The following is a 26,850-nucleotide window of genomic DNA, read 5'->3' on the forward strand; positions in this document are numbered from 1 at the left end:
CCGGCCAGCGGAAAACGCATCCCATTCTGAGGCACGATTCCGGGACGCAGTTTCCGCATGCGGCCCCGTTGGGAAAGTTAATCCCGTTCCGAGGCTGGATTCCGGGACGCAGCTTCCGCATGCGGAGGCGCTCCAAACAAAAGGCCCCGGCTCGCGATGGAGCTGGGGCCAAAGGCGCAGCATATGCAGTTGGTGTTGAGCGCGAACAGCCCGTCAGCAATGCTGTCCGCACCCTACCCTACCCGCGGCGACGGGCGCGGCTGTAGGGCGTATCCACCATGGGCAGATCCGGACGCAGCTTGCCGTCAAACGCGCGGTAAGCGTTCTGTACGGCGGGCGCCGTGGGGATCGTTGCGATCTCGCCGATGCCCTTGCCGCCATATGCCACAGGCAGCAGCTCGTCCTTCTCCACGTAAATGGCGTGGATATCCGGAATCTCGGGCGCACGGAACAGCCCGAGCGTACCGTACCTTGCCTGGGGCACGCAGTCCTTGAGCGGCCAGTCCTCGGTAAGCGCATAGCCCATACCCATGAGCACGCCGCCTTCGATCTGACCCTGGATGGAGATGGGGTTGACCACCTTGCCGGAATCGTGCGCGGCATAGACCTCGCTCACGCGACCGTCATCATCCAGAATGACCACATGCGTGGCAAAACCGTAGCAGATGTGGCTCTTGGGGTTGGGAACATCCGCGCCCAGTTTGTCGGTCGGCTCCAGGTACACGTAGCCAAACTCGCATCCCTCGAGCGCCTTAATGGCGGTCGCGGGATCCTGAGGATGCATACCCTGGCCGGCGACGAGCTCCTGCGTGTGCAGCTGATAGGCGCGACCGTCGTCGTACTCGATCTTGACGCCGTCGCCATGCGCATTCACGGGAGCGGCGGGCGCAGACTTGCCGGCCTCGATGTCAAGCATGGCATCGCGCAGCAGGAAGGCGGCACCGCGCACGGCCTCGCCGGTCACGACCGTCTGACGCGAGCCAGACGTGGTGCCGGAGTCGGGAGCGTTCTCGGTGGAGCACTCGCCGTTGGCAATGCAGCTCAGCGGCAGACCGCAGGCCTCGGCAACGTCCTGCAAAAAGACCGTGTTGCAGCCCTGGCCGATGTCGGACGTGGCGGCATAGACCACGGCCACGCCGTTCTCGACGCGAATCTTGCAGCGGCCGGCATCGGGCAGGCCCACGCCCACGCCGGCGTTCTTCATGGCGCAGGCAATGCCGGCGTGTCCGGGATGCGCATAGTAGGCATCCTTGACCTCGAGCAGCGTCTCCTTAAGCGCCGTGGAGCAGTCGGCAATTTGGCCGTTGGGCAAAACCTCGCCCGGCTCGATAGCGTTTCGGTAACGAATCTCCCACGGATCCAGGCCGACCTTCTCTGCCAGCAGGTCGATCAGGCTCTCGAGCGCAAACTCGGACTGGCAGACGCCAAAGCCGCGGTACGCGCCGGCGGGCGGGTTGTTGGTGTAGTAGCCATAACCGCGAATGTCGGTGTTCTGGTACTTGTAGGGGCCGACAGCATGCGTGCAAGCGCGCTCGAGCACCGGGCCGCACAGCGACGCGTAGGCGCCGGTGTCAAAGTTGATCTCGCAATCCAGGCCGGTAAAGTTGCCCTCGGCGTCGCAACCCAGCGTAAAGGTACCGTCCATGGCATGACGCTTGGGATGGAACGCGAGCGACTCGGCACGCGTGAGCTTGCACTTCACAGGACGCTGGAACTTATAGGCAGCAAGCGCGGCCAGGTGCTGGATCGAAACGTCCTCCTTACCGCCAAAGCCGCCGCCCACGAGCATGGTCTCGACGACCACGCGCTCGGGTTCGCTATCCCAGCCAAACATATGGGCACACTCTTTGCGCGTGTCGTAGGCACCCTGGTCGGTCGACTGCACCTTGACGCCGTTCTTGTACGGGAAGGCAACGGCGCACTCGGGCTCCAAGAAGGCATGCTCGGTAAAGGGCGTGGTAAAGCGCTGCGTCACGGTGAACGCGCTTTCGGCCAGCGCCTTGGCGGCGTCGCCGCGCGTCACGTGGCGGCTCTGACACACGTTGTCCTTGAGCTCCACCGTGTTGCCAAAGGCAAAGAAGCTGTCGTGCAGGCGCGGGGCGTCGGCAGCCCTGGCCTCGGCGATGTTGCGCACGGGCTCCAGCGGCTCGTAATCGATCTTTACGAGCTTCTTGGCTTTCTCGAGCGTCGCCTCATCCTCGGCAACCACCAGCACGATGGCGTCACCCACGCAGCGGGTGATATCGCCCTGGGCGATCATGACGTCCCAGTCCTGGATAAGGTGGCCGACCTGGTTGACCGGCACGTCCTCGGCGCGCAGGATGCCCACCACGCCGGGCAGGGCCTCGGCCTTGGAAGTATCGATGGAGAGCACGCGGGCGCGCGGGTACTTGGAGCGCACGGCGCTGGCATAGGTCAGACCCGGCTGATCGAGCTCGTCGATGTCGTCGGGGTACTTGCCCTCGCCGAGCACCTTCTTGCGCACGTCGATGCGGAAGGCGCGCTTGCCCACGCCGTAGTCGTCGCCGCGCTCCAAATCCTCGTCGATCTGCTTTTCGCCGCGGAGCACCGCAGCGGCAAGCGAGATGCCCTCGATGATCTTCTTGTAGCCGGTGCAGCGGCAGACGTTACCGCGAATGGCGTACTTGATCTGCTCCTCGGTGGGCTCGGGATCCTCGGCGATGAGCGCCGCACCCGCCATGACCATGCCGGGGATGCAAAAGCCGCACTGCACGGCACCCACGGCGCCAAAGGCGTACACAAAGGCCTCGCGCACGTCCTCGGGCAGGCCCTCGACGGTCACGATGTTGCGGCCGGCGGCAAGGGCGGTGGTCAGCACGCACGCCTTGACGGCCGCACCGTCCACATGGATGGTGCAGGTGCCGCAGGCGCCCTCGGAGCAGCCGTCCTTGGCGGAGTGAATGTGCAGGTCGTCGCGCAGGTAGCGCAGCAGCGGTTTATTTTGGGTCGTCGTGCGCTCCACGCCGTTAACGGTAAAAGTGAATTCCTGTGCCATGGTGATTCCCTTCTACACGCCGGCGGCGATGCCGGTTCGGTCGTGGATGGCGCCATGCGGGCAGACGACGGCGCACATACCACACGACAGGCAGTCCGCGCCGTCGATATGAGCGCAGTTGTCCTCGATGCGGATAGCGCCGGCGGGGCACTTTTTGGCGCACATGCCGCAACCGATGCAGCTGGTGTCGCAGATCTTGCGCGCAATGGCGCCCTTATCCGTGTTGTTGCAGCGCACCAGGATGTTCTGGTAGCCGGGAACGAAGGCAATCACGCGCTGCGGGCACGCCATGCCGCACAGGCCACAGCCCGTGCACTTGGAGCGGTCCACGCGGGCGACGCCGTCGACCAGTGCGATGGCACCGTGGGGGCAGGCCGTAACGCAGGCGCCACAGCCAATGCAGCCTTCGCTGCAGCGGGCGTCGCCGCCTGCGGAGGCGCAACCGCTTCCGCAGGCAACGTAGGCCACATTATGTTGAATGGATTTGGCCATAAGAGACTCGCCTATTTCTTAAGAAGGTACGAATAGTTGTCGCGCACAGCCCTGATGGTCAGGCGGAGGGCCTCGGGAAGACCGGTGTTGACGGCATCGACCGAGACGGTACGGACCGTGTCGGCGACGCGGACCTTAAAGTGGTCCTCGTCCACGGCCAGGAAGCCCTCGTTCTCGGAGTTCTCCATGTCCTCCTCGCTCCAGAACAGGGTGAGCTTGTCCTTATAGGGACGGCCCTCCTGGTAGGGGCAGAACACGGCACAGTTGCCGCACTCGTTGCACATGCCATCGACATGGACGACCTGATGCTTGGCCAAGCCCGGTACCTTAATTGCCACGTTGGCGCGGTTGGGGCACACGTCGCAGCAGACCTCGCACACCGAGCCGCAGCCCAGGCAGCGAGTCTTGGTGCAGTTGCGCTTGTCACGGCACAGCGACCCCTTACGCTCGTAGCAGGTGTCCTCGCGACCGGCCTGCTCGTTGCAGTCGGCGTACTTGTTAAAGTCCACGCCGGCGATGGCGCGGGCGACTTCGGCGGCGTCGGCAATAGCCTCAACCACGGTGGCGGGACCGCGGCGGCAATCGCCTGCAGCCCAGACGCCCTCGACGCCGGTGGAGGTGGCGGCAAGGCGGCCGCGACGGTCGTGCTCGACGCCCGCGGCATCGTACAGGCTGGCATCGATGCCCTCGCCCACGGCGCAGATCACCGTGGTGGCGGAAAGCTCAACGGTCTCGCCCGTGGCGACGGGGCTGCGACGGCCGCTTGCATCCGGCTCGCCAAGCTCCATAACGTCGCAGGTCAGCACGGCGCCGTTGAGCGCCTTAGGCGCCAGCAGCTCGCAGAACTCAACGCCGTCGGCAAGAGCAAGATCGAGCTCTTCCTCGTCGGCGGGCATCTGCTTCTTGGTGCGGCGATACACCAGGCGCACGCTCTTCACGCCAGCCAGGCGCTTGGCCACGCGAGCCGCGTCCATGGCGGTGTTGCCGGCGCCAATAACTACGACGTCCTCGCCCAACTCGAGCTTCTCGCCCTTCTTGGCGGCCTCGAGGAACTCCAGCACGTCGAGCTCGGCACCCTCGCCCAAGCCCGCAGAGCCGGGCATCCAGGCACCGGTGGCCACGACCACGTCGGAAAAGCCCTGGGCCTTGAGCTCGTCAATGGACTCCACGCGGGCGTTGAGCTGCACCTTGGCGCCAAAGGCCAGGCAGAGCTCGGCGTCGTGCGAGATATCGTCGCTGGCGATACGGAACTCAGGAATCACGTGACGGACCACGCCGCCGAGCGAATCGCGGGCCTCGAAGATGGTGACGGGCACGCCGGCGCGCGTCAGGAAGAACGCCGTCGCCAGGCCGGCCGGGCCGCCGCCGATAACGGCAACGTTGTGCTCGCCGTCGTTGGCGATGGCCTGGGCGCGCAGCTTGGGCAGCACGGCGGTCATGGCCTCGCGGGCGGCCTTGAGCTTGCTGGCGCGAATCTGGGCGCCCTCGGGCTCGTAGAACGCACGCTCGCAGGCACGGCCGCAGGGATGCGGGCAGATGGTGCCGGTGATGAACGGCAGGGCGTTGCGCTCGATGATGATGTTGAGCGCGTCCTCGTAGCGGCCCTCGTCAACAGCCGCCAGATAGGCGGGAATATCCTGCTGGATGGGGCAGCTCGTGCGGCACGGCGTGGTAAAGCAGTCGGAAAGCGGGCTCTTGCCGGCGACCTTGCGGTCGGGCAGCGGGCGCAGCGGCTTCTTGTAGAGCGGGTTGGTGAGCGAGTCGGTCTGGATCGCGGTCACGGCGTCGAGAGAGACGCCCGCGAACGGCTTGCCGGCCAGATCGGCAAACTCGCCGGCCATCTGGCTAAAGCGCTCGTAGCCACCGGGCTTGAGCACGTCGGTCGCCAGGGTGACGGGCCAAATGCCGGCATCATACAGGGCGCGAATGTTGTAGACCGTGGCGCCACCGGAGTAACTGATGCGCAGCTTACCGTCAAACTGCTCGGTAATGCGGCGGGCAGCCTCGATGGTCAGCGAGAACAGCGAACGGCCAGACATGTACATCTCGGTGGAAGGCAGCTCGTTTCTCGTCACGTCGACGGGGAAGGTGTTGGTGAGCTTGACGCCAAACTCCAGACCGCGCTCGGCGCACAGGGCAATCAGGCGCTCGAACATAGGCACGGCATCGGCCCACTGCAGGTCCTCGCGGAAGTGCGTGTCATCGAAGACGATGTAGTCAAAGCCCAGCTCGTTCAGACGCTGGCGGGCAAACTCATAGCCCAGCAGCGTGGGGTTGCACTTGATGTAGGTGTTGAGGCCCTTCTCGGTGATCAGATAGGTCGCGATGCGCTCGATCTCGGCCGGCGGGCAGCCGTGCAGGGTGGACTCGGTGATGGAGTTGGAAACGCGTGCCGGGATGGACTCGACAAACGCGGCATCGACATGCTCAAACTTGTCCAGGTTAGCGAGCGCCCACGTGCGGCACTCGTTCCAAACCTCGGAGCCGCTGGCGTCCTTCATGCCCTCGATGTAGGCGTCGACCTTGGGGCTCTTGATGCCCTCCAGGTCATAACCCACGGACATGTTGAAGACAAAGCCGTCCGGGCTGCCCAGGCCGTACTCACGAGCGATCAGGTGGCAGGCGAACCATGCCTTCACGTACTCGGCAAAAGCCTGCGGAACCTCGAGCTCGGTCGACCACTCGCAGTTGTAGCACTCGTCCTGCGCCACGATGCAGGGCTTGTTCACACACTTGGAGAGCTCCTCGCCGTCCATAACCTGAACGGTCTTGAGCTCAAAGAAGCGAGAACCGGCCACGTAGGATGCCACGATGTTCTGGGCAAGCTGCGTGTTGGGGCCGGCGGCCGGGCCAAACGGAGTCTCGATGCGCTCGTCAAAAATGGGAAGCGCACCCTCCTGGTTGGCCGTGACCATCTTACGCACGCCAAAGATGGCGTCCTGGGTCTTGTGCTCCTCGATGATCCAGTTCATCAGCTGCGAAAACGGGATCGGCCTCATGATGTCGCTCATAATGAGCTCCTCTCTGTAACGCCCGGCGAGACCGCGCGGCGGGCGCAAATACGGTGTAGCGCTAGCACAGCGCCGGCGACCCCGCGGAGGTCGCCTATACGCGCGTCGGATGCGGCGAAACATCCGGCGCGCGTGAATCTACTTGTAATTAGTAGGCGCGATCGTTAAGCGTGCTCCAGAGCTTCTTGGACTCAGCCATGGTCCACGCGTTGATCTTGTCCTCATCAATGCCAACGAACTCGCGATCCTTGTACAGGACGCGGCCGTTGATGATGGTGGTACGGCAGTTTTTGCCCATCATGCCAAAGAGCATGTGGCCGTCGATGTTCTCCTCGCTCAGCGGCGTAAAGGGCTTGTAGTCCATGACGATGACGTCGGCGGCAGCGCCGGGCTCAAGCACACCGAGCTTGCGATCGAAGTACTTGCTGGCCATCTTGGCGTTGTTCTCGAACAGCATGGTCATGGCCTCGCACCAGCCCACGTTAGGCATAGCGGCGTTATGGCGCTGAATAATCAGGAAGACCTTGAGGCTCTCGAGCATATCGTGGGTGTAGGCGTCGGTGCCCATGCACACGGGGATGCCGCGGCGGAAGAACTCGAGCACGGGGGCGCAGCCCACAGCGTTGCCCATATTGGATTCGGGGTTGTTGACCAGCCAGGTGCCGGACTCCTTGACGATATCCATCTCGGCAGGCGTCACGTGAATGCAGTGGCCGAGCATGGTGTCGGGACCGAGCAGGTTGTGCTGCAGCAGGCGCTCGACGGGGCTGATGCCGCCGCGGTTGAGGCGGGAGTCCCACACATCGTTCATGCCCTCGCACACGTGGATGTGGAAGCCGGTCAGGCCGTTGTTGGCCTCGGCCATCTTATCCATGGTCTCGTCCGACAGCGTAAAGGTGGCGTGACCGCCAAACATTGCGGCGATCATGTGGTTGTCGTTATCGCGACGCTCCTTGGCGGCCCACTGGGCAAACTCGGCGTTCTCGGCAATGGCCTGGTCGCACTTTTCCTGGCCACGGCGGTCGGAGACCTCGTAGCACAGGCACGAACGCATGCCCAGCTCCTGAGCGGCGTCCTTAATGGTAAAGAGGCTGCCCGGAATCTCGCAGAAGCTCGCATGGTGATCGAAGATCGTGGTGACGCCGTCGCGGATGGAATCCAGAATCGTGGCATAGGCGCTGGCCTTGGTGCCGTCGAGCGTCAGGTTGTCGTCAATCTTCCACCACTGCTGCTCAAGATTCTCCAGGAAGTTGGTGGGGTTGCAGCCCTTAATGGCAAGACCGCGGGCCAGACCCGAATAGATGTGGGTGTGGCAGTTGATGAGTCCGGGCATGATGAGGTTGCCCTGGGCGTCGACGTACTCGGCATCCGGGTACTTGACCTTGAGCTCGCGCTCGGGGCCCACTTCGACGATCGTATCTCCGTCAATAGCGACTGCACCGTTGGGAATGAACGGAGTCTGAGCGTTGCGGGTAAAGACGGAACCGTTAGCGACCAGAAGCATAAATGCTCCCTTCAACATCAGGGGCGGGGTTTGACACCTCTGACATGGCGGAAGTGCGAAGCGCCGGCCTACACCGGAAACGGGCCCTCTCCCGTCAACGCTTCACCAAAGGGACAAGCCCTTTGAAGTGCGGCTTGGCGCCGCATGGCGCCGGCGGACGAGGCGATGCGTCCGCCGGCGAATAGCACCGAATTGGTTACTTCTTACTCTCGGGCAGGACCAGATCCACAGCGGCATCCTTGGCGGCATCGATGTGCTGAGCCACGACCGGCGTCTGCGGAAGGATCAGGTTAAGGACAATGGCCATGATGGCAGTGGGAGTTACGGCATTGGAGCCGATGACGGTGGACACCCAGGTGGGCATGCCCTCGCCGGCAAGGCAACCGCTGGCCATCCAGATACCCAGGCCAAAGACGACGGAGGTGCCGACGATGGTAGTAGTGCGCTGCGTAAGGCCCTCGCGGGTGAACATGCGCACGCCGTTCATGGTGATGGTGCCAAAGACGCCGACGGTCGCGCCGCCGATGACGGGCTGCGGGATAGCGGAAAGGACGGCAGAGAGCTGCGGGAACAGACCGGCGATGGCAAAGACGGCCGCAATGATCACAAAGACCCACTTGTTGACGACCTTGTTGGAGCAGATGATGCCCACGTTCTGGCCAAGGGCGCTGGTGGGAAGACCGCCTAGCAGGCCGCCGACCATAGAAGTGAGGCCCTGGGACACGATAGCGCCGGAGAGCTCGCGCTCGGTGGGCATGCGGTCGATGGAACCAAGGCAAGCAGCGGAGACGTCACCGATAACCTGAATGGCAACCATGGGGAACACGACGGCGAGGGTAATGCAGACCTCGGGATCAAACTCGAGCGCATAGGGCACGAGCTTGGGAAGGGCGAAGACCTGAGCGGTGGCGACGCTGGAGAAGTCAATCATGCCAAAGGGGATCGAAACGATCATGCCGACGATCATGCCAAAGAACACGGATCCCAGCTTGAGCGTGCCCTTGCCAAAGTTGGCGAGCGCAAAGACCACGGCGAAGGTGATAAGAGCAACGCACCAGGCCTGCGGGGTGCCCCACAGCGGCGTGCCCATGCCACCGGCCATGTACTTGACGGCCGTGGGATAGAGAGAGACGCCAATGGAGAAGATGACCGTACCGGTCACGACGGGCGGGAACAGCCACTTGATCTTGCTGTAGGCCAGACCAAAGAGGACCGCAACGGCGCCGCCGACGATCTCGCCGCCCAGCAGCGCGCCAAAGCTAAAGCCCGAGGCGCCCATGGCCTGAAGGGCCGGCAGGAACGCGAACGAAACGCCCATGACGATGGGCAGGCCGCCGCCAATGCGACGGAAGGGAGCGAAGGCCTGAAGGGCCGTGTCGATTGCCGAAAGAATGAGCGCAACCTGAATGATGTCGGTGCTCTGCTGGCTATTAAAGCCGTAGACGCCGGCCATGATGACCGCCGGTGTAATGATGCCGGCAAACGATGCCAGTACGTGCTGAAGGGCACACGGGATCATTTCCTTAACGGGAGGCATGCCTTCGCGAGTGAACAGGGCTTCAGTGCCGTTCGTAACCGTCTCCTGGGTCATTTGACCACCAATCCTCGAAATAGTTGTTTTCGCATCTAACGCTCTATTGTGACGCAGTGCGGGGTTGAGGTTGTGCCTTCGTTGCATATCGTATTAAAGATGATTCTCATTCTCAATAATAATTTTTTGTTATCAGACTATTCCTCAGCTGAGATAGCGCATTTCCGCAGGTCAGGAAAGTGTCTGGTCAAAATAACATCTTACTTTTCTTTTGGTCAACCGTTTACCGCTAAATTCCTACCGTTCGTCTGTATTACGCAATGTACCTGCGGATATACGAGATGATGAGCAGCGTGTTACCATGATAAAAAATTGTTATGAACACTTCGATAGAACCCAAAGGAGTTGCCCGTGAACGAGACCGTACGTCGTTTTTTGCCGATGGTCGATTTCCTGGAGCAGATACTCGGCAAAAACAGCGAGATCGTCCTGCACGATTTCTCGGATCCCGACCACGCCATCGTCGATATTCGCAACGGCATCGTAAGCGGCCGTAAGGTCGGCGGTCCCGCCACCGATCTGGCGCTCAAGATCATGCACGACGCCAAGTATCGCGACCTGCCGTTTATTACGGGCTACGAGGGGCGCGGTGCCGGTGGCAAGACGTTGGAGTCGGCGACGTACTTTATCCGCGAGAATGACGAGATTGTCGGTATGCTCTGCGTCAACACCGACCTCTCGACCGTGCGCTCCATCAACGCCATGGCGCAGCAGCTCATGGCGTGCTTCGACGCGGCGCCTAGACAGGCAGAGCCCGCGTCTATCGAGGTCGAAAGCCTTTCGGAGTCTACGCAGGAGCTCATCGACCGCAGCATTGCCGAGTTGCTGAGCGCGCGCGGGCTGGATGTAGCATCGCTTGGTCAAAGCGACCGCGTGAACGTCATTCGCCACCTCAACGGCAACGGGGTGTTCATGCTCAAGGGTGCCGTGGCCTGCGCCGCCACCGCGCTGGGCATCTCGGAGCCCAGCGTCTACCGCTACCTGCAAAAAGTCCGCAAGGAAGGCTAAACGTTAACCCTTGGGGACGGAGGGAAACGGATCATTTTTGTCGCATCGCTTGACAAAAGACCCTGCAGTTCACACGCACTGCAGGGTCTTTTTGGATGTCATGTTTTGTTTTCGCCAACGTCTTAGAGAGCGGCGACGACCTCGATCTCGACCAGACCGCCGGCCGGAAGAGCGGCAACCTGGAAAGCGCTGCGCGCGGGGAACGGAGCCTCGAACTTGGAAGCGTAGATCTCGTTCACGGCAGCGAAGTCGGCAATGTCGGCCAGGTAGACCGTGGTCTTGACGACATCGGCAAAGGTGGCGCCGGCAGCGGTCAGCAGAGCCTCGACGTTAGCAAGGGACTGCTTAGCCTGGGCCTCGACGCCCTCGGGCATCTTGCCGGTTGCGGGGTCGATGCCCAGCTGGCCGGACAGGAACACCATGTTGCCGGTCTGGATGCCGGGGGAATACGGGCCGATGGCTGCGGGTGCGTTATCGGAAGACACGACGGCCTTGCTCATGTTTTTCTCCTTACGATCAAATAGAGAGCGTGAGCGCGGTGTTCACACCGGGAGGCACAGTTCGGTCTGAACACCGCGCTTGATTTGGGATAGTACTCAAGGTTTCCGCGCGATGCAAGATTATTATCACGTTGCGAGAATATTTTATCTCCCAACGGCGCCTGTCAGCCGCTGAACGGCACGACCGGACGGTGAAGCTCAAAATGATCCGTTTCCCTCCGTCCCCATCGAATCAGGTGATCCATAGGGGACGGAGGGAAACGGATCATTTTTGCTGCAAGGGCTGCTGAAGACTTTATCCTGCTTGGGCCACAGGGCTCGTCTGCCGCAACAGCACCACTATACTTTTGAATATCTGAGCATTTTGAAAGGCAGGATATGACCGCAACCGCCAGTCGAACCACCAACCGCAGACCCGAGCTCTTGGCCCCCGCCGGAGGCCCGGAGCCCTTTGCCGCCGCACTCGCTGCCGGGGCAGACGCCATCTACTGCGGCATGGGAAGCTTCAACGCCCGCCGCAAGGCCACCAACTTTACCGACGAGGCCTTTGAGCAGGCCTGCCGTGCTGCACACCTGGCCGGGTCGCGCGTCTACGTCACGGTCAACATCGTCATCAAGCAGTCCGAGATGGGCGATGCGCTGCAACTCATCCATCGCTGCTCCACGCTGGGCGCTGACGCCTTCATCATCCAGGACTGGGGTCTGTTCTTTGAGGTCAAGCGCACCATGCCCGGCATCGAGACGCACATCTCAACCCAAGCAAACATCCACGACGACCGCGGAACCCTTTGGTGCCGCGAGCAGGGCGCCGACCGCGTGACCCTCTCGCGCGAGCTTTCCATCGACGAGATTGCCGCCATTCACGATGCCGCGCCCGATGTGGACCTTGAGGTCTTTAGCCACGGCGCCATCTGCTTTTGCTACTCGGGTCTGTGCCTGCTGTCGAGCTTTGCCATGGCGGGCCGCTCGGCCAACCGCGGCATGTGCGCTCAGCCCTGTCGCCTGCCTTACGAGCTGATCGACGAGAACGGCCGCGCGCTCTCCCCCGCCGGCCGCGAGCGTGCGCTATGCCCGCGCGACACCAACACTTCGCAGCTTGTTCGCCGTCTGTATGACGCCGGTGCCGCATCGCTCAAGCTCGAGGGCCGCATGAAGGCGCCCGATTACGTGTACTCCATCGTTGATGTGTATCGTCACGAAATTGACGACATGCTATCCGGAGCCACCGTTGCCAAGGACGAGGAAGCCGCCCGCCAGCGCCAGCTCAAGCGCTGCTTCAACCGCGACTTTACGCACGCCTATCAGGACGGCACCTCGGGCGACGAGATGATGAGCTACGAGCGTTCCAACAACCGCGGCCAGATCGTGGGCACGGTGCTGGGCAGCCGCCCGGCCAACCGCGATGTGCGCGGCCTCAAGCCCGACGACCGCCGTCGCCGTGCCGCCATCGCCCGTATTGAGCTGTTTGAGCCCGTGGGCAAGGGCGACCTGCTGGAGCTTCGCCACGACGATGAGTTCGACCAATTCCTGACCACCATTGCCGCCGATGATGCCGCAGCCGGCGATATCATCGAGTGCCGCGTGCCCCGTAGCATGCCCGAGGGTTGCCGTGTGCGCGTGATTCGCAGTCAGCGCGCCATTGACGCTGCCGGCGCCGCGCTCAAGCGCGATGTGCTGCGCCGCCGCGCCGTAGATGTGTCCGTCGTGACGCGTCTGGGCGAGCCGTTTACCGTTACGCTCACCTGCTGCGACGACCCCGCGCTTACCGCCACCGCCACCGGCTTTACCGTCGAGGCCGCCAAGACCCGCGCCGTCGAGGCGGCAGACCTGGTTGAGCATGTGGGCCGCATGGGCTCTTCGCCCTTTGAGGCAGCGAGCTTTGACATTTCGCTCGACGCCGGCTGCGGTATGGGCTTCTCCGCCGTGCACAGGGTGCGCGCCGCCGCCTGTAAAGCGCTCGAGGAGGCCATTCTCGCACCGTACGAGGAGCGCGCGAAAACGCTCGAGTTGCCGGTGCTCGACAAATGCACGCGCCCCATGCCCGAGCACTACCGCTACGAGCCGCAGATCTGCGCCACCGTCACCTCGCTCGAAGCCGCCGAGGCAGCGCGCGTGGAGGGTGCAACGCGCATCTACATGACCACCGACGCGCTCGATGCGGCCGGGCTCTCCCCCGCTGATGCATTTGAGCAGGGTATCGTGCCTGTACTCGACGAGGTCTGCCGCGCCGTCGACCACGAGCGCGTCGACCCCTGGATCAATGCTGGAGCCACCGTCGCCGTCGGCAATATCTCTGAGCTTGCCCTGGCCGCCCAGGTCGGCGCCACGGCCGAGATTCGCTCTTGCCTGCCGGTGCACAACACGCCCTGCATGGAGGCGCTTTCCGAGCGCGGAGCCGGTGCGTTTTGGCTCTCGCCCGAAATCACGCTCGACGAGATTGTCTCGCTCGGCGCCGCCGCACCCGCGGCTCTGGGCATCACCGTCTTTGGTCGCCCGCGCGTCATGACAAGCGAGCATTGCATTCTGCAGGTTGCCAACGGCTGCATCCACGATTGTGCCAACTGCCGTCTGCGTGCCCGCAAGCTCTCGCTCAAGAATATTGACGGAAAGGTCATGCCCGTCCGCACCGACATCCACGGCCGCTCTCGCCTGTACGATGCCTACCCCATCGACCTCACGCCGCAGGTTCCTCAGCTGCTCGATGCCGGCGTGCGTCGTCTCATGGTGGACGGAACGCTGCTCGAGACGGATGAGGTGGGCCGTGCCGTCGCCCGCGTCCGTCGTGCCGTCGAGGCCGCACAGGCCGGCCGCAAGCCCGCCGCCCGCCTACGGGGGGCGACCTCGGGCTGCATGTTTGTGGGAATTAGCTAACCGAAAGGCTTACACGTGAACGAAGAACCTCAGGTCCTCTACTGCGACGCCTGGCTCATGGCCATCGACAAGCCCGCCGGCATGATCGTCCACGGCGACGGCACCGGCGAGCGCACGCTCACCGACTATGCCAGCGACCTGCTGCTGGCGATGGGCGACGGCTTTGCCGCGACCGACATGCAGCCGCTCAACCGCCTGGACCGCGACACCACCGGCGTGGTGTTGTTCTCACTAAACAAGCAGACGCAGCCCGCCTTTGACCAGATGGTGATCGACCACGCTTTCGAAAAGCACTACCTGGCGCTCGCCGAGGGCAAGATTGACTGGAACGAAAAGCTCATCGATAAGCCCATCGCCCGCGACCGTCACGACAGCCGAAAGATGCGCGTCGGCGCCAGCGGCAAGCCGTCGCAGACGCGCGTGAAGGTGCTCAAGCGCCTTAAGAGCCGCCGCGGCCTTCCCACGCGCTCATATATCGATGTCGAGCTGCTCACCGGCCGCAAGCACCAAATCCGTGTGCACCTGGCGAGCGAGCGTCATCCCCTGGTAGGCGACGAGCTCTACGGCATGCCGCGTCCCTGCGGCCTGATGCTCCACGCCCACAGCGTGTCCTTCACGCATCCCGTAACCGGTGAGCACATCCACATCGAAGCCCCCTGCCCCTGGGAGCCCTAAAACCTGCCAAAAAGGGCAGGCACCTTTGTGGTGGCTTTGCCGCAATGGCTCAGCCGCGGTCCCAAAACGTCTCGATCTGTAACAGTTAGAACCCATTTTCCGGTCTATCCGTTACAGATCGAGACATTCGAATCCCCCTCAAGGGAAAATCTCAATCTGTAACAATAACTCGTCATAATCGGTCCCAGATGTTACAGATCGAGACAAAGGGACGGCAAGGTTCGGAAGTATCTCAATCTGTAACACCTAGCCCACTTTTAACGGTCTAGTTGTTACAGATTTAGACAAAACGGCAGACAACAAAAGCGGCATCGCCCATCGAGGGTGTTGCCGCTTTTCTATTGAGGAACCTAAATGGTTTTGACCTTGCCCTGTCGCTAGACCGTGATGACGTTGTCCATCGACTGGTACTTGGCGGGCACCTCGCCCGTAGTGATAATCGTTGCGTCGCGGAAGTCCGCAAACTTGACGGGCGCCACCATGCCAAATTTGCTGGCGTCCGAGATTACGAAGCGTTTGGCGGTATGGCGCATAGAGATACGCTTGACCTGCGCTTCCTCGATATCCGGTGTGGTGAGACCTTGCTCGGCGGCGATGCCATTGGAACCCCAAAAGCCGCAGTTGAAGTTATACCGGTCCAGGGTTGCCAAGGCATCGGGACCGACGAGCGCCTCGGTCTCGGGCTTGAGCTCGCCGCCCAGCACAACGGTGCGCATGCCGCGTAAAGCGAGATGCTGAGCATGGAGCACAGAATCGGTCACATAGGTGACGCCCTCAAGGCGCGGAAGATGCTCAATAAGCCTGAGCGTCGTGGAGCCCGAATCGATATACACAAAGCTATCGGGCTCCACCAGGGCCGCGGCACGGACGCAGATACGCTCCTTGTCGTCGTTATGGAGATCGCTGCGCTCGCCGATCGTCAGGTCGCGCGTCACGTGCGCGCGCTCCAGACTCGTCGCGCCTCCGTGCACCTTGGCGATACGGTGTGCGCGGTCGAGCGTCTGCAGGTCGCGCCGAATGGTAGACGCCGTCACGCCCAGGGCCTCAGCAAGCTCCGGCACGGTAACCGAGCCGGTCTGCTGCACCATCGACACGATTGCGTTGAGTCTATCTTCCGCAAGCATCGCTTACTCCTCCTCGGGGTACACGACTCCCCAGTCGGCGCGGAGCTTGGTCATCAGCTCCATAACATCAGAAGCATAGTCCAGAAGCTCGCGCTTCGAATCATCGCCGGCAACGGCCTTCTCCAGGTCGGCCATCTCGTAGCACAGAGCGTATGCCTCGGTGCCAGCGTGGACCTCCTCACGGTGACCGTCCGCAGTCCACACGATGGTCGCATGATCGGCGCGCGGATACTCGATGACCTCGATATAGCACTTGTCGAAGCTGATGACCGAGCGCTTGGGCTGTTTGGAGTGGAGCGTAAGGCTCACGACGCCCAGCTGCTGCTCGGCGTTACGGCAGACAATGCCACCCGCGACGTCAACGCCAGTCTCGCAGGTATTGCCCAGAGACACAACCTCGGCGGGTTGGCTGGCCATAAACAGGCGCATGACGGAGAGCGCATACACGCCAATGTCGAGCATGGCGCCGCCGGCAAGGCTACGGTTGTAGAAACGATTGGTCAGATCGCCGTACTCCTTGTAGCTGCCAAAGTTGAGCTGGGCGAGGTTCATGCGGCCAAAGTCGCCCGCATCCATGCGACGGCGCAGCTCCTGATACAGCGGCATGTGAAGCACCGTGGTGGCATCCATAAGGACCACGTTGTGCTCGTCGGCGATGGCACGGGCCTCGTCGAGCTCGGCAGAGTTGAGGGTAATGGCCTTCTCGCAGAGCACGTGCTTGCCGGCAGCCAGCGCGGCACGCAGATAGGTGATATGCGTGTTGTGCGGCGTGGTGATATAGACGGCGTCGATGTCCGGATCGGCGTAGAGGTCCTCAGCCGTCTCGTACACCTTTTCGACGCCATACTGCTCGGCAAAAGCCTGGGCCTTGGACGGCGTACGGTTGGCGACACCCGCGAGCTTGCGGCCGGCCAGAGCGAGGGACTGGGCCATTTGGTTGGCGATAACACCGCAACCGATCACGGCCCAGCGGAGCTCGGGGGCCGTAAAGATATCATCGGGGAACGGCTGATCCTGGACCGAGGCAAACGCCGCCTTTGCGGCTGCCTCGGCGTCGAGCGGAGCCTGTTTGGAATCTGCCATGAATACCTCCTGCGTCGTGAAAAGTCTTTCAATTCTGACAGCTATATATTCGCACAAATACGCGTGTATGTGCGTACTTCTGCGTATATAACCGCAAACGGTCAAAATACAACCGCAGACGGCGCATATACACGCATGGTCACGCAATCCTGCGCACGCAAATACGCACAAATGCGCACTAATCATTGCTCAGAGACGGGGAATTCTACTTAGAACTTCAAAGACAGGATGATCCGCTTCACCACGTCACTCATGGCGCGCTGCAGCTCTAAGGACCGTCCCAAACTGCCGACAGAAAAGGAACGTCCCCAGGCGCCGGCATTTCAAGAGCACTCATTTAAGTCTGTCCCCAATGAGTGCAATCACTCATGTAAGCCTGTCCCCAATGAGTGGGAGTAATCAGAGACCCTTTGCGAGGGAGGCCGGACGTGGCCTTCCTCGTTTTTATTCATGGACTTTAGTCCGTGCCGCACGGCACGCGCGGCATAGAAAGCCACCCGCTCAGCGGGTGGAGGCCAATTTCCGCTACGCGACAAAAACCTTCCCCCTAGCATGAGGATTGTTCAGGTCATCATGCTAGGGGGAATGTGATTGCTGTGGCCCAGAAAGCCGACAGCCTCGCGCACACGAAATGGCTATGCAAGTACCGCATCGCACCGAGGTCAAGCTCGTCGCCGCCATCGCCGAGAAGCACCCCAAGGTGCGCTTTGCCGTGAGCTACACCTCGGCCTACGCCGACCTTTACGACCGCATGGAGCAGGCCCTGCGCGAGCGCGTGGCCAACGCGGTGGAGATCGTCCGCTCCGACATCAGCCCCGCGCTTCTTGTCCACACCGGTCCAAACCTCGTGGGTGTAGCGGTCCAGGGACTCTAGCGGAGGCGGGGCGTTCTGCCCAAAAACAAATGCAAAAGACGAGCGCTTCTTGCCGCCCAATTGGCAAGAAGCGCTCGTCTTTTCTTAACGCGTTGTATGGCGGAGAGAGCGCAAGTTACGCGAGCGCCCTTCTTGCCAGCTCGGCCGCGCCGAGGATTCCTTGGTCGCCGCCGCAGCCCGGGGCGCAGATGTAGCTCTCCATGTCCTTAAGCTCGGCGGTCTGGATGTAGCCACCCAGATATTCGAGGGTCTTCTTGCGGACGATGCCGTAGAGCTGCTCCTGGTGCATCACGCCGCCGCCGAGGACGATGCGGTGAGGCGAGTACATGAGCACGAGGTTCGCACACATCTGCCCCAGATAATCCCCCTCGAGCATCCACACCTCATCGTTGTCCGCGAGCTCGGCCGCGGGCTTTCCCCAGCGCGCGGCGATGGCGGGGCCGGAGGCGAGGACCTCGAGGCAGCTCGCGTGGCTCGGGCAGACGCAGCGTCCTTCCTCGGTGGGACGGGTCCTTACCAGCATGTGGCCGGCCTCGGGGTGCAGCATGCCGTGAAGGAGCCTGCCCGCGCACATGACGCCCGCGCCCACGCCGGTGCCGATGGTCACGTAGACGGCGTCCTTGAGCCCCTTGCAGCAGCCGAAGACCGCTTCGCCGAGGCAGGCAACGTTCACGTCCGTATCGTAGGCCACCGGAATCCCGAGGGCGTCGGCAAACGCGGCGCGAAGACCATAGCCTCGCCACGCGAGCTTGGGCGTTTGGAGGATGGAGCCGTAGCGCTCGTCGGCGGGGTCGACGCAGGTCGGGCCGAAGGCGCCGATGCCCAACGCGTCCACATCGCGGGCGGCGAACCACTCGATCATCTGCGGGACGGTCTCGGCGGGCGTAAGCGTCGGGGTCTCCATACGGTCGAGGACCTCGCCGTCGCCGGACACCACGGCACAGACCATCTTGGTCCCGCCGGCCTCGAGGGCGCCGAGCCTCATTTGCTTTTCGCTCATGTGATCCTCCTTACAAAGGGACGCCCGCAGTCATGGTCAACCGCGGACGCCCATAACGTTGGCTTGTTTCGAGGCGACCCTACCTGGGCACGCGGTCCTGCCTTGCGGCAAACGGGGCGAGCACGGCGTGCGGCTCGCTTTGGTACCAGTAGGCGACGGTGGAGATGTCGTCCTCGCGCTCGTAGAGCTTGATGTCGTCGTTGCCGAGGTCCTGGAACGTCACGCGCAGGTCCTCCTTGAACGAGATCGGGTCGGGAAGGTGCCACCTGTAGAGGCCGTGCCTGGGCAGCGCGTCGTCGTTGGTCGCGAGCATCGGGTTCGGGTTCGGCTTGCCCGCGCTGAAGCGGTCGCGCGTGGCGTCGCGCGTCGAGCGGTACGGGTAGCCGGCGAACAGCGTGTTGAAGCACTGCGCCTCGGGCAGCGCGTGGGGCGGCCTGTCGAGGAAGGCCCAGGCACCGCCAAAGTAGTCCTCGGCTCCCGTCGAGGTGACCGTGGGGAACTCCTCGTCGCCGTCGAGGAAGAACTTCATCTCGCCCTCGCCCCACCAATAGCGCTCCAGGGCGCACAGGGCCATGTAGGTGCCGACGTAGTAGCCCTTACCGCGCACGCCGCCGAGCACGGTGTAGTCGACGCCCCTGCGGGTGCTGCGCTCGCGGTTAAAACGGGCGTGGAAGTACATGGCGTCGTCCGGCACGTCGGTGAGCGCGTAGTTGAACGTGTAGAAGATGTACTTAATGAACCCGGGGTGCTCGCTCGTAAGCGTGACTTTGGCGTGCTTCCTGAAAGGCATCTCGAAGTAGCAGTTCATGCCGCCCGTCGGGTTCACGCAGATGGGCATCGAGTTGACGATGGCGCGCTCACCGAAGCCGTTGCAGAAGAAGTCGCCGACAGGGCACTCGACCGAGGGGGTCTCCTCGTCGTCCCAGTAGAAGCGCAGCACGAGGTCGCGCATGACGAAGCTGCCGGCGGCGGTCTTGTCGGGGACGGTCATCCAGATGTGGCGGATGATGCCGGGGCCCTCGATGTCCGCGAGCGTGATGGTCTCGCCGGACTCAAGGGGCACGCAGCACGAGCCCTTGCGGCCGACGCCGAGGTGGCTGGCCGACATGGCGGCGTGGCCCTTCTCGCCCGTGATGTTCTCGGGGGTGATGGCGCGGCTTTCCTCACCGCCGTGCATCCACACGTCTTTAAGGAACTCTCTCATCGTCGACCTCCTCTATTCGTCGTCTTCGCACTCGGCGGAACTGGCACCGTTCACGTAGACGATCTGCTGGCGCGCCTCGTCGACGAGGGCGTCGAAGTCGAGTTTCTCGTCGGGGCGCGCGAGCGCGACCGTCATGGCGAGCGGGAGGTTGACACCCGCGATCACGTGGATCCGGTCGGAGGCGAAGCGGGAGAAGCGCTGGTTCACGCTGCCGCCGAGCGCGTCGGTAAGGACGACGACCTCGTCAGTGCCCGAAAGCGCCGCCTCGACCGCCGCGTCGAGCCCCTCGCCGTTGTCGTTCACATAGGCGCAAACGGCGGTGACGGCGTCGCTCTTACCCGTAAGGAACTCGAGGGTGTCCTTGAAGCCCTGGGCGAGAAGGGAATGGCTCGCCACAACTATCTTTCTCATTGATTCACCAATCTCTTGGGTCGAAGCTAGGCGAGGATGCCGGCGGCGGAGGCGACCATCGCGAGGACGATCACCACGAGGATGAGGGCCGTCATGCTCGCGTTCTTCTTGGTAAGAAGGTAATACGCGCTTCCCGTGATGGCGGCGGGGATCATGGCAGGCAGGATCTTGTCGAGCAGCGGCTGAATCTCCATCGAGACGTCGCCGAAGCTGAAGCTAATCGGGCAGGTGACGCCGATGACCGAGGCGATGAGGCAGCCGACCACGGTGAGGCCGAGCACGGAGGCGGCGGCAGTGAGGTTGGGAAGCTTCTCGCTGAAGTCGGTGACGAGCTTCACACCCTGCTTGTAGCCGAACTCGAGGGCGTGCATGCGGACCCAGAAGATGGCCAGGATGAGCGCGAACCAGATGCCGGCTCCCACGGGGTTGCCCTCGATGGCCATGTAGGCGGCGATGGAGCCCATGATGGTCGGGATCATGGTCATGAGCAGGGAGTCGCCGACGCCGGCGAGCGGTCCCATGGTGCCGATCTTCAGGTCTTGGACGGCGTCCGCCGCCGCGAGGCCGTCACGCTCCTCCATGGCCACGCAGGCGCCGAGGATGATGGCGGCGAGCCAAGGCTGGGTGTTGTAGTAGCGGAAGTGGTTGTTGAGCGCTTGCTTATAGTCCTCGTCGTTCGTGTAGATCTTCCTCAGGATCGGCGAGAGGGCGTAGGCGACCGAGGCGCCCTGCTGGGTCTGGTAGTTGAAGGTGCACACGCTCATGAGCCAGCGCCAGTTCGCGTTGCGCAGGTCCTTCTTGGTGACCTTATAGCCGGAGGGCTTGCCCTCGGCGGCGGTGATGTTCTCGTTTTCCATGGTTACTCATCCTCTCCGATGAAGGCGTCTGCGGAAGCGTGGGCGGTGAGCTCGGCGTCCTTCTCGGCACGCTGATAGAACGCGATCGCGAGGGCAACGCCGACGATGGCGGCACCGATGATGGGCACGTTCAGGAAGGCCGAGAGGAAGAAACCGGCGAGCAGGTACTGGAAGTACTTGGCGGTTGGCATGTAGCGGAGCAGCATGGCGATACCGATGGCCGGAAGCATCTTGCCGGCGAGGGTGAGGCCGGAGAGGAACCACTGGGGCATGACCTCGAGGAGCCAGCTGACGGCGGGCTGGCCGAGCGTCACGGAGACAAAGACGGGCAGGGCGGCGCACAGGCCGAAGAGCGCGGGGCAGACCCACAGGATGGCGTTCATCTGATTGAACTTACCCTCGTTGCAGAGCTTCTGGGACTTCTCGACGACAAAGCCGTTGAGGATCTTGACGACGACGTCGAGCTGGATGCCGAGCATGCCGACCGGCAGGCCGATGGCGAGGCCCGTGTCGGAGCCCAGGGTCACGCCGTAGGCGGTGGCGATGATGGCCATCGTGCCGTAATCGGGAATCGACGAGCCGCCGAAGCCCGCGACGCCGAGCTGCATGAGCTGGATGGTGCCGCCGATGACGAGGCCGGTCTGCCAGTCGCCCATGACCACGCCGGTGATAAGGCCCCAGAAGACGGCATAGTTGACGAAGATCATCGGGATGCCGTAGTAGTCCACGTGCTTGATGAAGGCAAGCAGGGTCAAAAGGACGACCTGCAGGATAGTGAAGTTGACCATGATCCCTCCTTAGATGAGGTCGGCGACGGAGACGGGCTTGTCGGCGGGCACGAACTGTGCCGTCACCTTGACGCCGTGGGCGATGAGCGCCTTGTAGCTTTGGACGTTCTCGGCGGAGGCATAGGCGCGCTGGGTGAGCTGGACGCCGCCCTCCTTGACAAGAGAGCCGCCGACGATCAGCGACGGGAGCTCGATGCCCGACTCGACCAGGTGAAGCATCGTCTCGGGTTCCTTGGCGATGACAAAGACCTTCTCGCGGTCGTACTTGCCCGCCGCGAAGTTCTTGAGCGCGGTCTCCTCGGAGATGATCGAGACGGCCATGCCCGCGGGGCGCGCCATCCTCATGGTGGACTTCAGGACCTCGTCGCCGGCGACCTTGTCGTCGATGACCATGACTCGGGTTGCGCCCGACACCGGGGCCCACTGCGTCACGATGATGCCGTGAAGCAGGCGATTGTCGATTCGTGCCATAACAACACTCATGTTTGCTCCTATCAAATCAAGTTTTTCATTCAGCACTGCCTTGGCGCTATCCGGATTCGCGCCGGGCGAGGGATTATCGGATTATTGAAGACGCGCGGTCAGCTCGTGACGGCGCGGGGGGTCACTCGTCGAACAGGAGGCTCGAGGAGCCGAGACGCTCCTCTCGCGCCGGGGCGGCGCTCACGCTGATGTAGTCGAAGACGTAGGCGATCTCGCTTACAGGAACCTCCACGCGATAGCGCGTCGAGATGCTCGAGAAACTCTGCCTGAAGGACTCGATGAAGTCGGTGTGCTCTTCCTCGAAGCGATCCTGGCCGACGTAGGTCTCGATGGGGTTGCGGGTGACGAGGCGCTCGACGAGGCAACAGAGGTGAACGTACAGCCCGATGATGGCGTTGCTGCTGATCTTCTCGCCCGTTCTGCGCTGAAGCTCGTGCACGGCGCTCTCGATCTCGTGGAACAGCCGCTCCGGGTCGAGGATGGTGATGGAGCGGATGACGTTCTGCAGCGTCATATTCGAAAGCAGCTTCTCGTGGAAAGAAGCGAGCTCGGAGACGTCGAGCCACCTGCCGAACACGGCATCGACCTTCGAGGCGGACGCCGTCGACATAATGTCTTCGAGGGCGACGAAGGGAACGGAGGCAATCCTGGGGTCTCCCGTGCCGATGACGGCGCAGACGCGGTGCTCAGAGAAAACGGCGTCGTTCGACCCGTTCGCGGCAAGCTGCTTGAAGGGCCTCGTGAGCAGGCGCGCGCCTATGGTGCGCGGGAGGCTCTGCGAGACGAGCTGACGTATCCTCTCGGCCGCGTCGACCCCGGACTCGGAGCAGAAGACGATGGCGTCCTCACGGTTGACGCGCTCGATTACCTTGCAGTGCGTCACGCACACGGCGGTCGCATCGCCAAGAACCTCGGCGATGGACTTGCCGTCGAGCAGCCCGGACCCGATCTCGAGCGCGAGCCCGGTGGAGACGTTGTTCACCACCCCGATGGTGGAGTCGGTAACGTTCTCGAGGGCCTTATAGGCCTCCTCCAAAGAGCCCATGTCAACAAGAAACACGACCCCGGTGCAGTAGGAATGGCGGTCGACGAGGCGCTGGAGCGGACCGACGATGTCCTTCAGCTGCTGGTCGTAGGGCATGTCGACCGCCTCGTACACATGCACGCCGAGCATACGGTTCGCCGCGTCGGCGATGCTCGTCGCCGTTGAGTAGCCGTGTGACAAGATGACGCAGAGCGTCCGAAGGGCCTTCGCGTCGCGAGACTCCGATGCGACGCACAACGTCAGAAGCGTCTTCGTGAAGTGATCGAGCGAGATTCCGAGCGCCCCTTCCATGTCTGCGGCGACCTGATCGGAGACGCTCGAGGCAAACGGCAATTCGGAGGTCACGGCACCGAGGAGATGGGAAATTTGCTCCGCACAGGCAGACTTTCGCTTAGCCAGGCCGATGCCCGGCCACAACTGCAGGCAAATCTCCTGGGCCAGTAGAAAAGTGACCTTCCTCGAAAGCTCGATGCCATAAGAAGAGCCTGCGTCGGCAAGGACCGCGCCCACGACGCGCTCGAAGGCGCGCGACCTCGATGAGGCGACGCCATGGCCGAAGATCAAGTGATCCTCAACGCCGCGCACAGCGGAGACAGCTTGCGAGACAAGCTCGGAGACAGAGAGCTCCCCGGCGCAGAATCGCTCATCGAGAGAGCACAGGGCATCGAGCGCCTGCTCGACCGGCCCTGTGCTCTCGGCGGCATCCAGGGACGCGTCGATCAGAACGCCATCGTCGGGCTGTTGATCGATCTGCGCGGAGGAGAGGAGCCCGCTGGGAAGAAGATACGGGCGAACGACGACGTAGTCGCCCTCGCGATTGAGGAACGCTTTGGCGCAGCAGTTCGTCACGCAGGCGCGCAAGCCGGCGATGTTATCGGAAAAGTCCGCGTTCACGAGGCAACGGTATGCGCCGCGGCTGATCTTCACATCAGAACCGATTCGGCACCCCTCGCTGCGCAGGAAGCTCAAGATGAGATCCTCGCGCTCCTCGGGGGTCCGCTCCTTGAGTGAGGGGACGCGGGCACAGATGGGCATTTTGCTGTAGGCCGAGGAAACCTTCGGGTCATCGGCGGAAAGCGTCGTCGAAAGAACGAGGCGAGCGCGCGGCGCATCCTGGGAGGCATCGAGCCCGAGGGCCGTCGCAAGGCAGTGTTCCATCGCAGAGGGAGAGAGTGCCTCGATGCCGTTGACAAAGACCACGCCCCCGCGCGATTTCGCGATCGACTCGTCAAGAAGCCCGTTGAACGAGGCGGCGTCCGGGACCCCGGCGCAGTCGATGCGCACATAGGAGGAGTCGCGGGACAGCAAGCCCTGGTTCTTGCCGTACTCGTACACAAGGCGAGAAAGGAAAGACTTACCGACACCCACGCCGCCGCTCAAGAGGATGGGCAGGCCAAACGGAGGGTACTGAACCGCAGCCTTGCACTGCTCGACAACGGAGCTGAGGCTCAGGTCGAAGCCCACGGCACGCGCGAAGTCGCGGTGATCGGCGATTCCCGTCGCCTGGATGAGGTCGGCGAGCGAGGCGTACTCGCTTGCAGAGAGCTTTACCTGAAAACGCTTCTGGAACGCGCGGCGATGAAAATAACGGACAGGCCTGCCCGCCACCTTAACCACAAAGCCGGCGCGAACAAGGTCGTTGAGGTACTGGCTCGCCAGGCTCCTGGAGATGATGAGCGTCTCGGCGATGTCGGAGGTGGACAGACGGGCAAGGTCGTCGAGCGAGACGGCAGAGGTGAGGGCCTCGAGATGCTCGAGAATCCTGTCCCTCATGTCGACGGGCTTCTTTGCCAAGCTGTCCTGTGCGGTCTTGTCCATGACTTCTTACCTCCTCGTACAAGGAGTATAAGGGGAACACAGAGAACGGAAAGGGGCGCGTGGGGGAATCAACAGCCCCGAGGAAAAGTCCACCACTTGAGGGGCAGAAAACAACGGCCATTGAACATTCAGGGCCGACGCTCAACACTTCGGCTCGACACTTCGCTTTGGAAAGGGCCCTGCGCGCCGGGGTCCCAACATAAAGAAGGGCCCCGGCGCGCAGGGCCTAAAGCTTAACCATGCGCGCGGCGATGCGGGCGCAGTCGCAGGCGGCCTTCTTCTCGAAGGTGTTGTAGTCGACGACCTGGCCCTCGGCGCAGGGATTGTCGCTGATGACGCGCACGACGACGAGGGGCACGCCGTTGAGATAGGCGGCCTGCGCGATGGTGCAGCCCTCCATCTCGCAGCACAGGTCGCCGAAGGTCGCGAGGATGCGCTCCTTCTGTTCCGCGGGCGAGACGAACTGGTCGCCGGAGACGACGCGGCCCTCGAGGACCTTAATGTCGGGGGCGACGGCGGCCGCGGCGGCGCATGCCGCCAGCAAAGGCCGGAACGGATCGCGCAAGATCAAGGCGTCGCCCAGGAGGTCGGGCGTTACCGTCAGCCGGCGCCGCGTCTGCCGCATCATGAGGGAGAATGGCCTGGCCGGCACATACGGCAGGAAGAGGTTCAAGGTGCACCCCGGGGCGGTCAACGAGGCCGACGTGCCGAACGTCGTCGCGCGCGGCTTCGGCGGCAGGGCGCCGCGCACCCAAATATGCAGCGACCTGGCCTGCGTGCGCGTCGGGGCATCGTGGAACTACGTCTGCCTGCTCGTCGACCTCTGCAACGGGGAGATCGTCGGCCACTCCGCAGGACCGAGGAGGGGCGCGCGAGCTCCGAGCCAAGCTCTCGGATTACGTGCACTGGTACAACAACTTCAGGATCCACTCGACACTGGGCTACATGTCGCCGGTCGAGTTCAGGGAGGCGGGACCGTCCCTCCCGGAATCGTCCAAATTGGTGTTGCCAATCCATAGCCAATCCAGCCATCATCTCCGCGAAGGCGGACGTCAGGAAAAGCTCGGCTTGAGCTCGGTCGGACGCGGTCTGTGGGGCATCATTCAGGCTCAGGGGGTCTCCTTGTCTTCTTCGGTCGCAACCTGAATGATAGGAACGTCCCCTTCTCTCTTTCCCTTTCGTTTTCGACGCGTCACTCTCTCGGCGGCTTAAGGCCCGCGCTCGCGGGTGCAGGGGCTGCGCCCAAACCCCAAAAACTTAACGCCGTGCTCGAAGCGTTTCCGGACGTCAGCGTAATCTCAAATCCCGTTAGTCAACTCATGAGCAAGCCACCTGAGACTACTCATTTCTCCTACTGGCAATGAAGACCTGCGACCTGCAGTTTTGCAAACTGTTTGAAAGCCACCTGCGTTGATTCACTTCCTATTGCAGCTGGCGTCTTACACGCGAAAAGGCATTTGAGTTTCAAAACGGGCGTTTCGGCGCTATCGAGCCT

Annotated in this window: 22 protein-coding genes; 6 read left to right on the top strand and 16 right to left on the bottom strand. The window is 62.7% G+C overall.

The genetic code is table 11. From position 1 onward, the window contains the following. Window positions 1-238: 238 nt before the first annotated feature. The 5 genes from xdh to AAAX72_RS01490 form a co-directional block, all read right to left on the bottom strand. Window positions 239-3,016 (bottom strand): selenium-dependent xanthine dehydrogenase, encoded by a 2,778-nt coding sequence (xdh, locus tag AAAX72_RS01470; protein WP_349128718.1) that lies wholly within the window; start codon window positions 3,014-3,016, stop codon window positions 239-241. A 12-nt stretch (window positions 3,017-3,028) separates the two neighbouring features. Beyond that, window positions 3,029-3,508, bottom strand: a complete 480-nt coding sequence (locus AAAX72_RS01475; RefSeq protein WP_035137469.1) for a 4Fe-4S binding protein — start codon at window positions 3,506-3,508, stop codon at window positions 3,029-3,031. A gap of 11 nt (window positions 3,509-3,519) precedes the next feature. Beyond that, window positions 3,520-6,519: a putative selenate reductase subunit YgfK gene (gene ygfK, locus AAAX72_RS01480; RefSeq protein WP_349128719.1), complete on the bottom strand. Its 3,000-nt coding sequence runs from the start codon at window positions 6,517-6,519 to the stop codon at window positions 3,520-3,522. A gap of 148 nt (window positions 6,520-6,667) precedes the next feature. Beyond that, window positions 6,668-8,023: a putative aminohydrolase SsnA gene (ssnA, locus tag AAAX72_RS01485; protein ID WP_349128721.1), complete on the bottom strand. Its 1,356-nt coding sequence runs from the start codon at window positions 8,021-8,023 to the stop codon at window positions 6,668-6,670. Between the two features lie 196 nt (window positions 8,024-8,219). Beyond that, window positions 8,220-9,614 carry a solute carrier family 23 protein gene (locus tag AAAX72_RS01490; protein ID WP_349128723.1) on the bottom strand — a complete coding sequence of 465 codons (1,395 nt, stop codon included), beginning with the start codon at window positions 9,612-9,614 and terminating at the stop codon, window positions 8,220-8,222. A 351-nt stretch (window positions 9,615-9,965) separates the two neighbouring features. Between AAAX72_RS01490 and AAAX72_RS01495 the strand changes: the two genes are divergently transcribed. After that, entirely contained in the window at window positions 9,966-10,622 is a 657-nt protein-coding gene (locus AAAX72_RS01495) for a PAS domain-containing protein (RefSeq protein WP_349128724.1), read from the top strand. 122 nt (window positions 10,623-10,744) lie between these two features. Here the strand turns inward: AAAX72_RS01495 and AAAX72_RS01500 are convergent, their stop codons facing one another. Further along, window positions 10,745-11,122, bottom strand: coding sequence for a Rid family detoxifying hydrolase (locus AAAX72_RS01500; RefSeq protein ID WP_349128726.1), 378 nt, complete (start codon window positions 11,120-11,122; stop codon window positions 10,745-10,747). 378 nt (window positions 11,123-11,500) lie between these two features. Between AAAX72_RS01500 and AAAX72_RS01505 the strand changes: the two genes are divergently transcribed. Continuing rightward, a complete protein-coding gene (locus AAAX72_RS01505; RefSeq protein WP_349128728.1) occupies window positions 11,501-13,993 on the top strand; it encodes a U32 family peptidase in 2,493 nt (830 codons plus the stop codon). Between the two features lie 15 nt (window positions 13,994-14,008). Further along, the gene (locus AAAX72_RS01510) at window positions 14,009-14,668 is read left to right on the top strand and encodes an RluA family pseudouridine synthase (protein WP_349128730.1); all 660 of its coding nucleotides are present in this window, start codon (window positions 14,009-14,011) and stop codon (window positions 14,666-14,668) included. A 377-nt stretch (window positions 14,669-15,045) separates the two neighbouring features. Here AAAX72_RS01510 and AAAX72_RS01515 read toward each other — a convergent pair whose 3' ends face one another. Beyond that, on the bottom strand, window positions 15,046-15,792 hold the full coding sequence (locus AAAX72_RS01515) for a DeoR/GlpR family DNA-binding transcription regulator (RefSeq protein WP_349128732.1): 747 nt from the start codon (window positions 15,790-15,792) through the stop codon (window positions 15,046-15,048). Between the two features lie 3 nt (window positions 15,793-15,795). Then, a complete protein-coding gene (locus AAAX72_RS01520) occupies window positions 15,796-16,875 on the bottom strand; it encodes a Gfo/Idh/MocA family oxidoreductase (protein WP_349128734.1) in 1,080 nt (359 codons plus the stop codon). 637 nt (window positions 16,876-17,512) lie between these two features. Between AAAX72_RS01520 and AAAX72_RS01525 the strand changes: the two genes are divergently transcribed. Beyond that, complete coding sequence (locus AAAX72_RS01525; RefSeq protein WP_193221404.1) at window positions 17,513-17,749, top strand: DegV family protein; 237 nt, start codon at window positions 17,513-17,515, stop codon at window positions 17,747-17,749. Between the two features lie 115 nt (window positions 17,750-17,864). Here the strand turns inward: AAAX72_RS01525 and AAAX72_RS01530 are convergent, their stop codons facing one another. The 8 genes from AAAX72_RS01530 to AAAX72_RS01565 form a co-directional block, all read right to left on the bottom strand. Next, window positions 17,865-18,749 (bottom strand): ROK family protein, encoded by an 885-nt coding sequence (locus tag AAAX72_RS01530; RefSeq protein WP_349128736.1) that lies wholly within the window; start codon window positions 18,747-18,749, stop codon window positions 17,865-17,867. 79 nt (window positions 18,750-18,828) lie between these two features. Further along, complete coding sequence (locus AAAX72_RS01535) at window positions 18,829-19,953, bottom strand: glycoside hydrolase family 172 protein (protein ID WP_349128738.1); 1,125 nt, start codon at window positions 19,951-19,953, stop codon at window positions 18,829-18,831. 12 nt (window positions 19,954-19,965) lie between these two features. Further along, window positions 19,966-20,364 (bottom strand): PTS fructose transporter subunit IIA, encoded by a 399-nt coding sequence (locus AAAX72_RS01540; protein WP_152067443.1) that lies wholly within the window; start codon window positions 20,362-20,364, stop codon window positions 19,966-19,968. Window positions 20,365-20,390: 26 nt separating this feature from the next. Further along, a complete protein-coding gene (locus AAAX72_RS01545) occupies window positions 20,391-21,221 on the bottom strand; it encodes a PTS system mannose/fructose/sorbose family transporter subunit IID (RefSeq protein WP_260698762.1) in 831 nt (276 codons plus the stop codon). Window positions 21,222-21,223: 2 nt separating this feature from the next. Then, window positions 21,224-22,009, bottom strand: a complete 786-nt coding sequence (locus AAAX72_RS01550) for a PTS sugar transporter subunit IIC (protein WP_349128740.1) — start codon at window positions 22,007-22,009, stop codon at window positions 21,224-21,226. A gap of 9 nt (window positions 22,010-22,018) precedes the next feature. Beyond that, on the bottom strand, window positions 22,019-22,492 hold the full coding sequence (locus AAAX72_RS01555; protein ID WP_152067440.1) for a PTS sugar transporter subunit IIB: 474 nt from the start codon (window positions 22,490-22,492) through the stop codon (window positions 22,019-22,021). 121 nt (window positions 22,493-22,613) lie between these two features. Continuing rightward, entirely contained in the window at window positions 22,614-25,355 is a 2,742-nt protein-coding gene (locus tag AAAX72_RS01560) for a PRD domain-containing protein (protein ID WP_349128742.1), read from the bottom strand. 226 nt (window positions 25,356-25,581) lie between these two features. Next, window positions 25,582-25,926: a 5'-methylthioadenosine/S-adenosylhomocysteine nucleosidase gene (locus AAAX72_RS01565; protein ID WP_349128744.1), complete on the bottom strand. Its 345-nt coding sequence runs from the start codon at window positions 25,924-25,926 to the stop codon at window positions 25,582-25,584. On the opposite strand from AAAX72_RS01565, the gene AAAX72_RS01570 reads away from it, so the two are divergent. Beyond that, window positions 25,856-26,374, top strand: coding sequence for an IS3 family transposase (locus AAAX72_RS01570; RefSeq protein ID WP_226812403.1), 519 nt, complete (start codon window positions 25,856-25,858; stop codon window positions 26,372-26,374). The two genes, AAAX72_RS01565 and AAAX72_RS01570, sit on opposite strands and share 71 nt — an antisense overlap. After that, window positions 26,256-26,501: an IS3 family transposase gene (locus tag AAAX72_RS01575; RefSeq protein WP_226812402.1), complete on the top strand. Its 246-nt coding sequence runs from the start codon at window positions 26,256-26,258 to the stop codon at window positions 26,499-26,501. The genes AAAX72_RS01570 and AAAX72_RS01575 overlap by 119 nt, the downstream gene beginning before the upstream one ends. The last annotated feature ends 349 nt before the right edge of the window (window positions 26,502-26,850 follow it).

It is taken from the genome of Collinsella sp. CLA-ER-H8 (assembly GCF_040092335.1).
Taxonomy (GTDB): domain Bacteria; phylum Actinomycetota; class Coriobacteriia; order Coriobacteriales; family Coriobacteriaceae; genus Collinsella.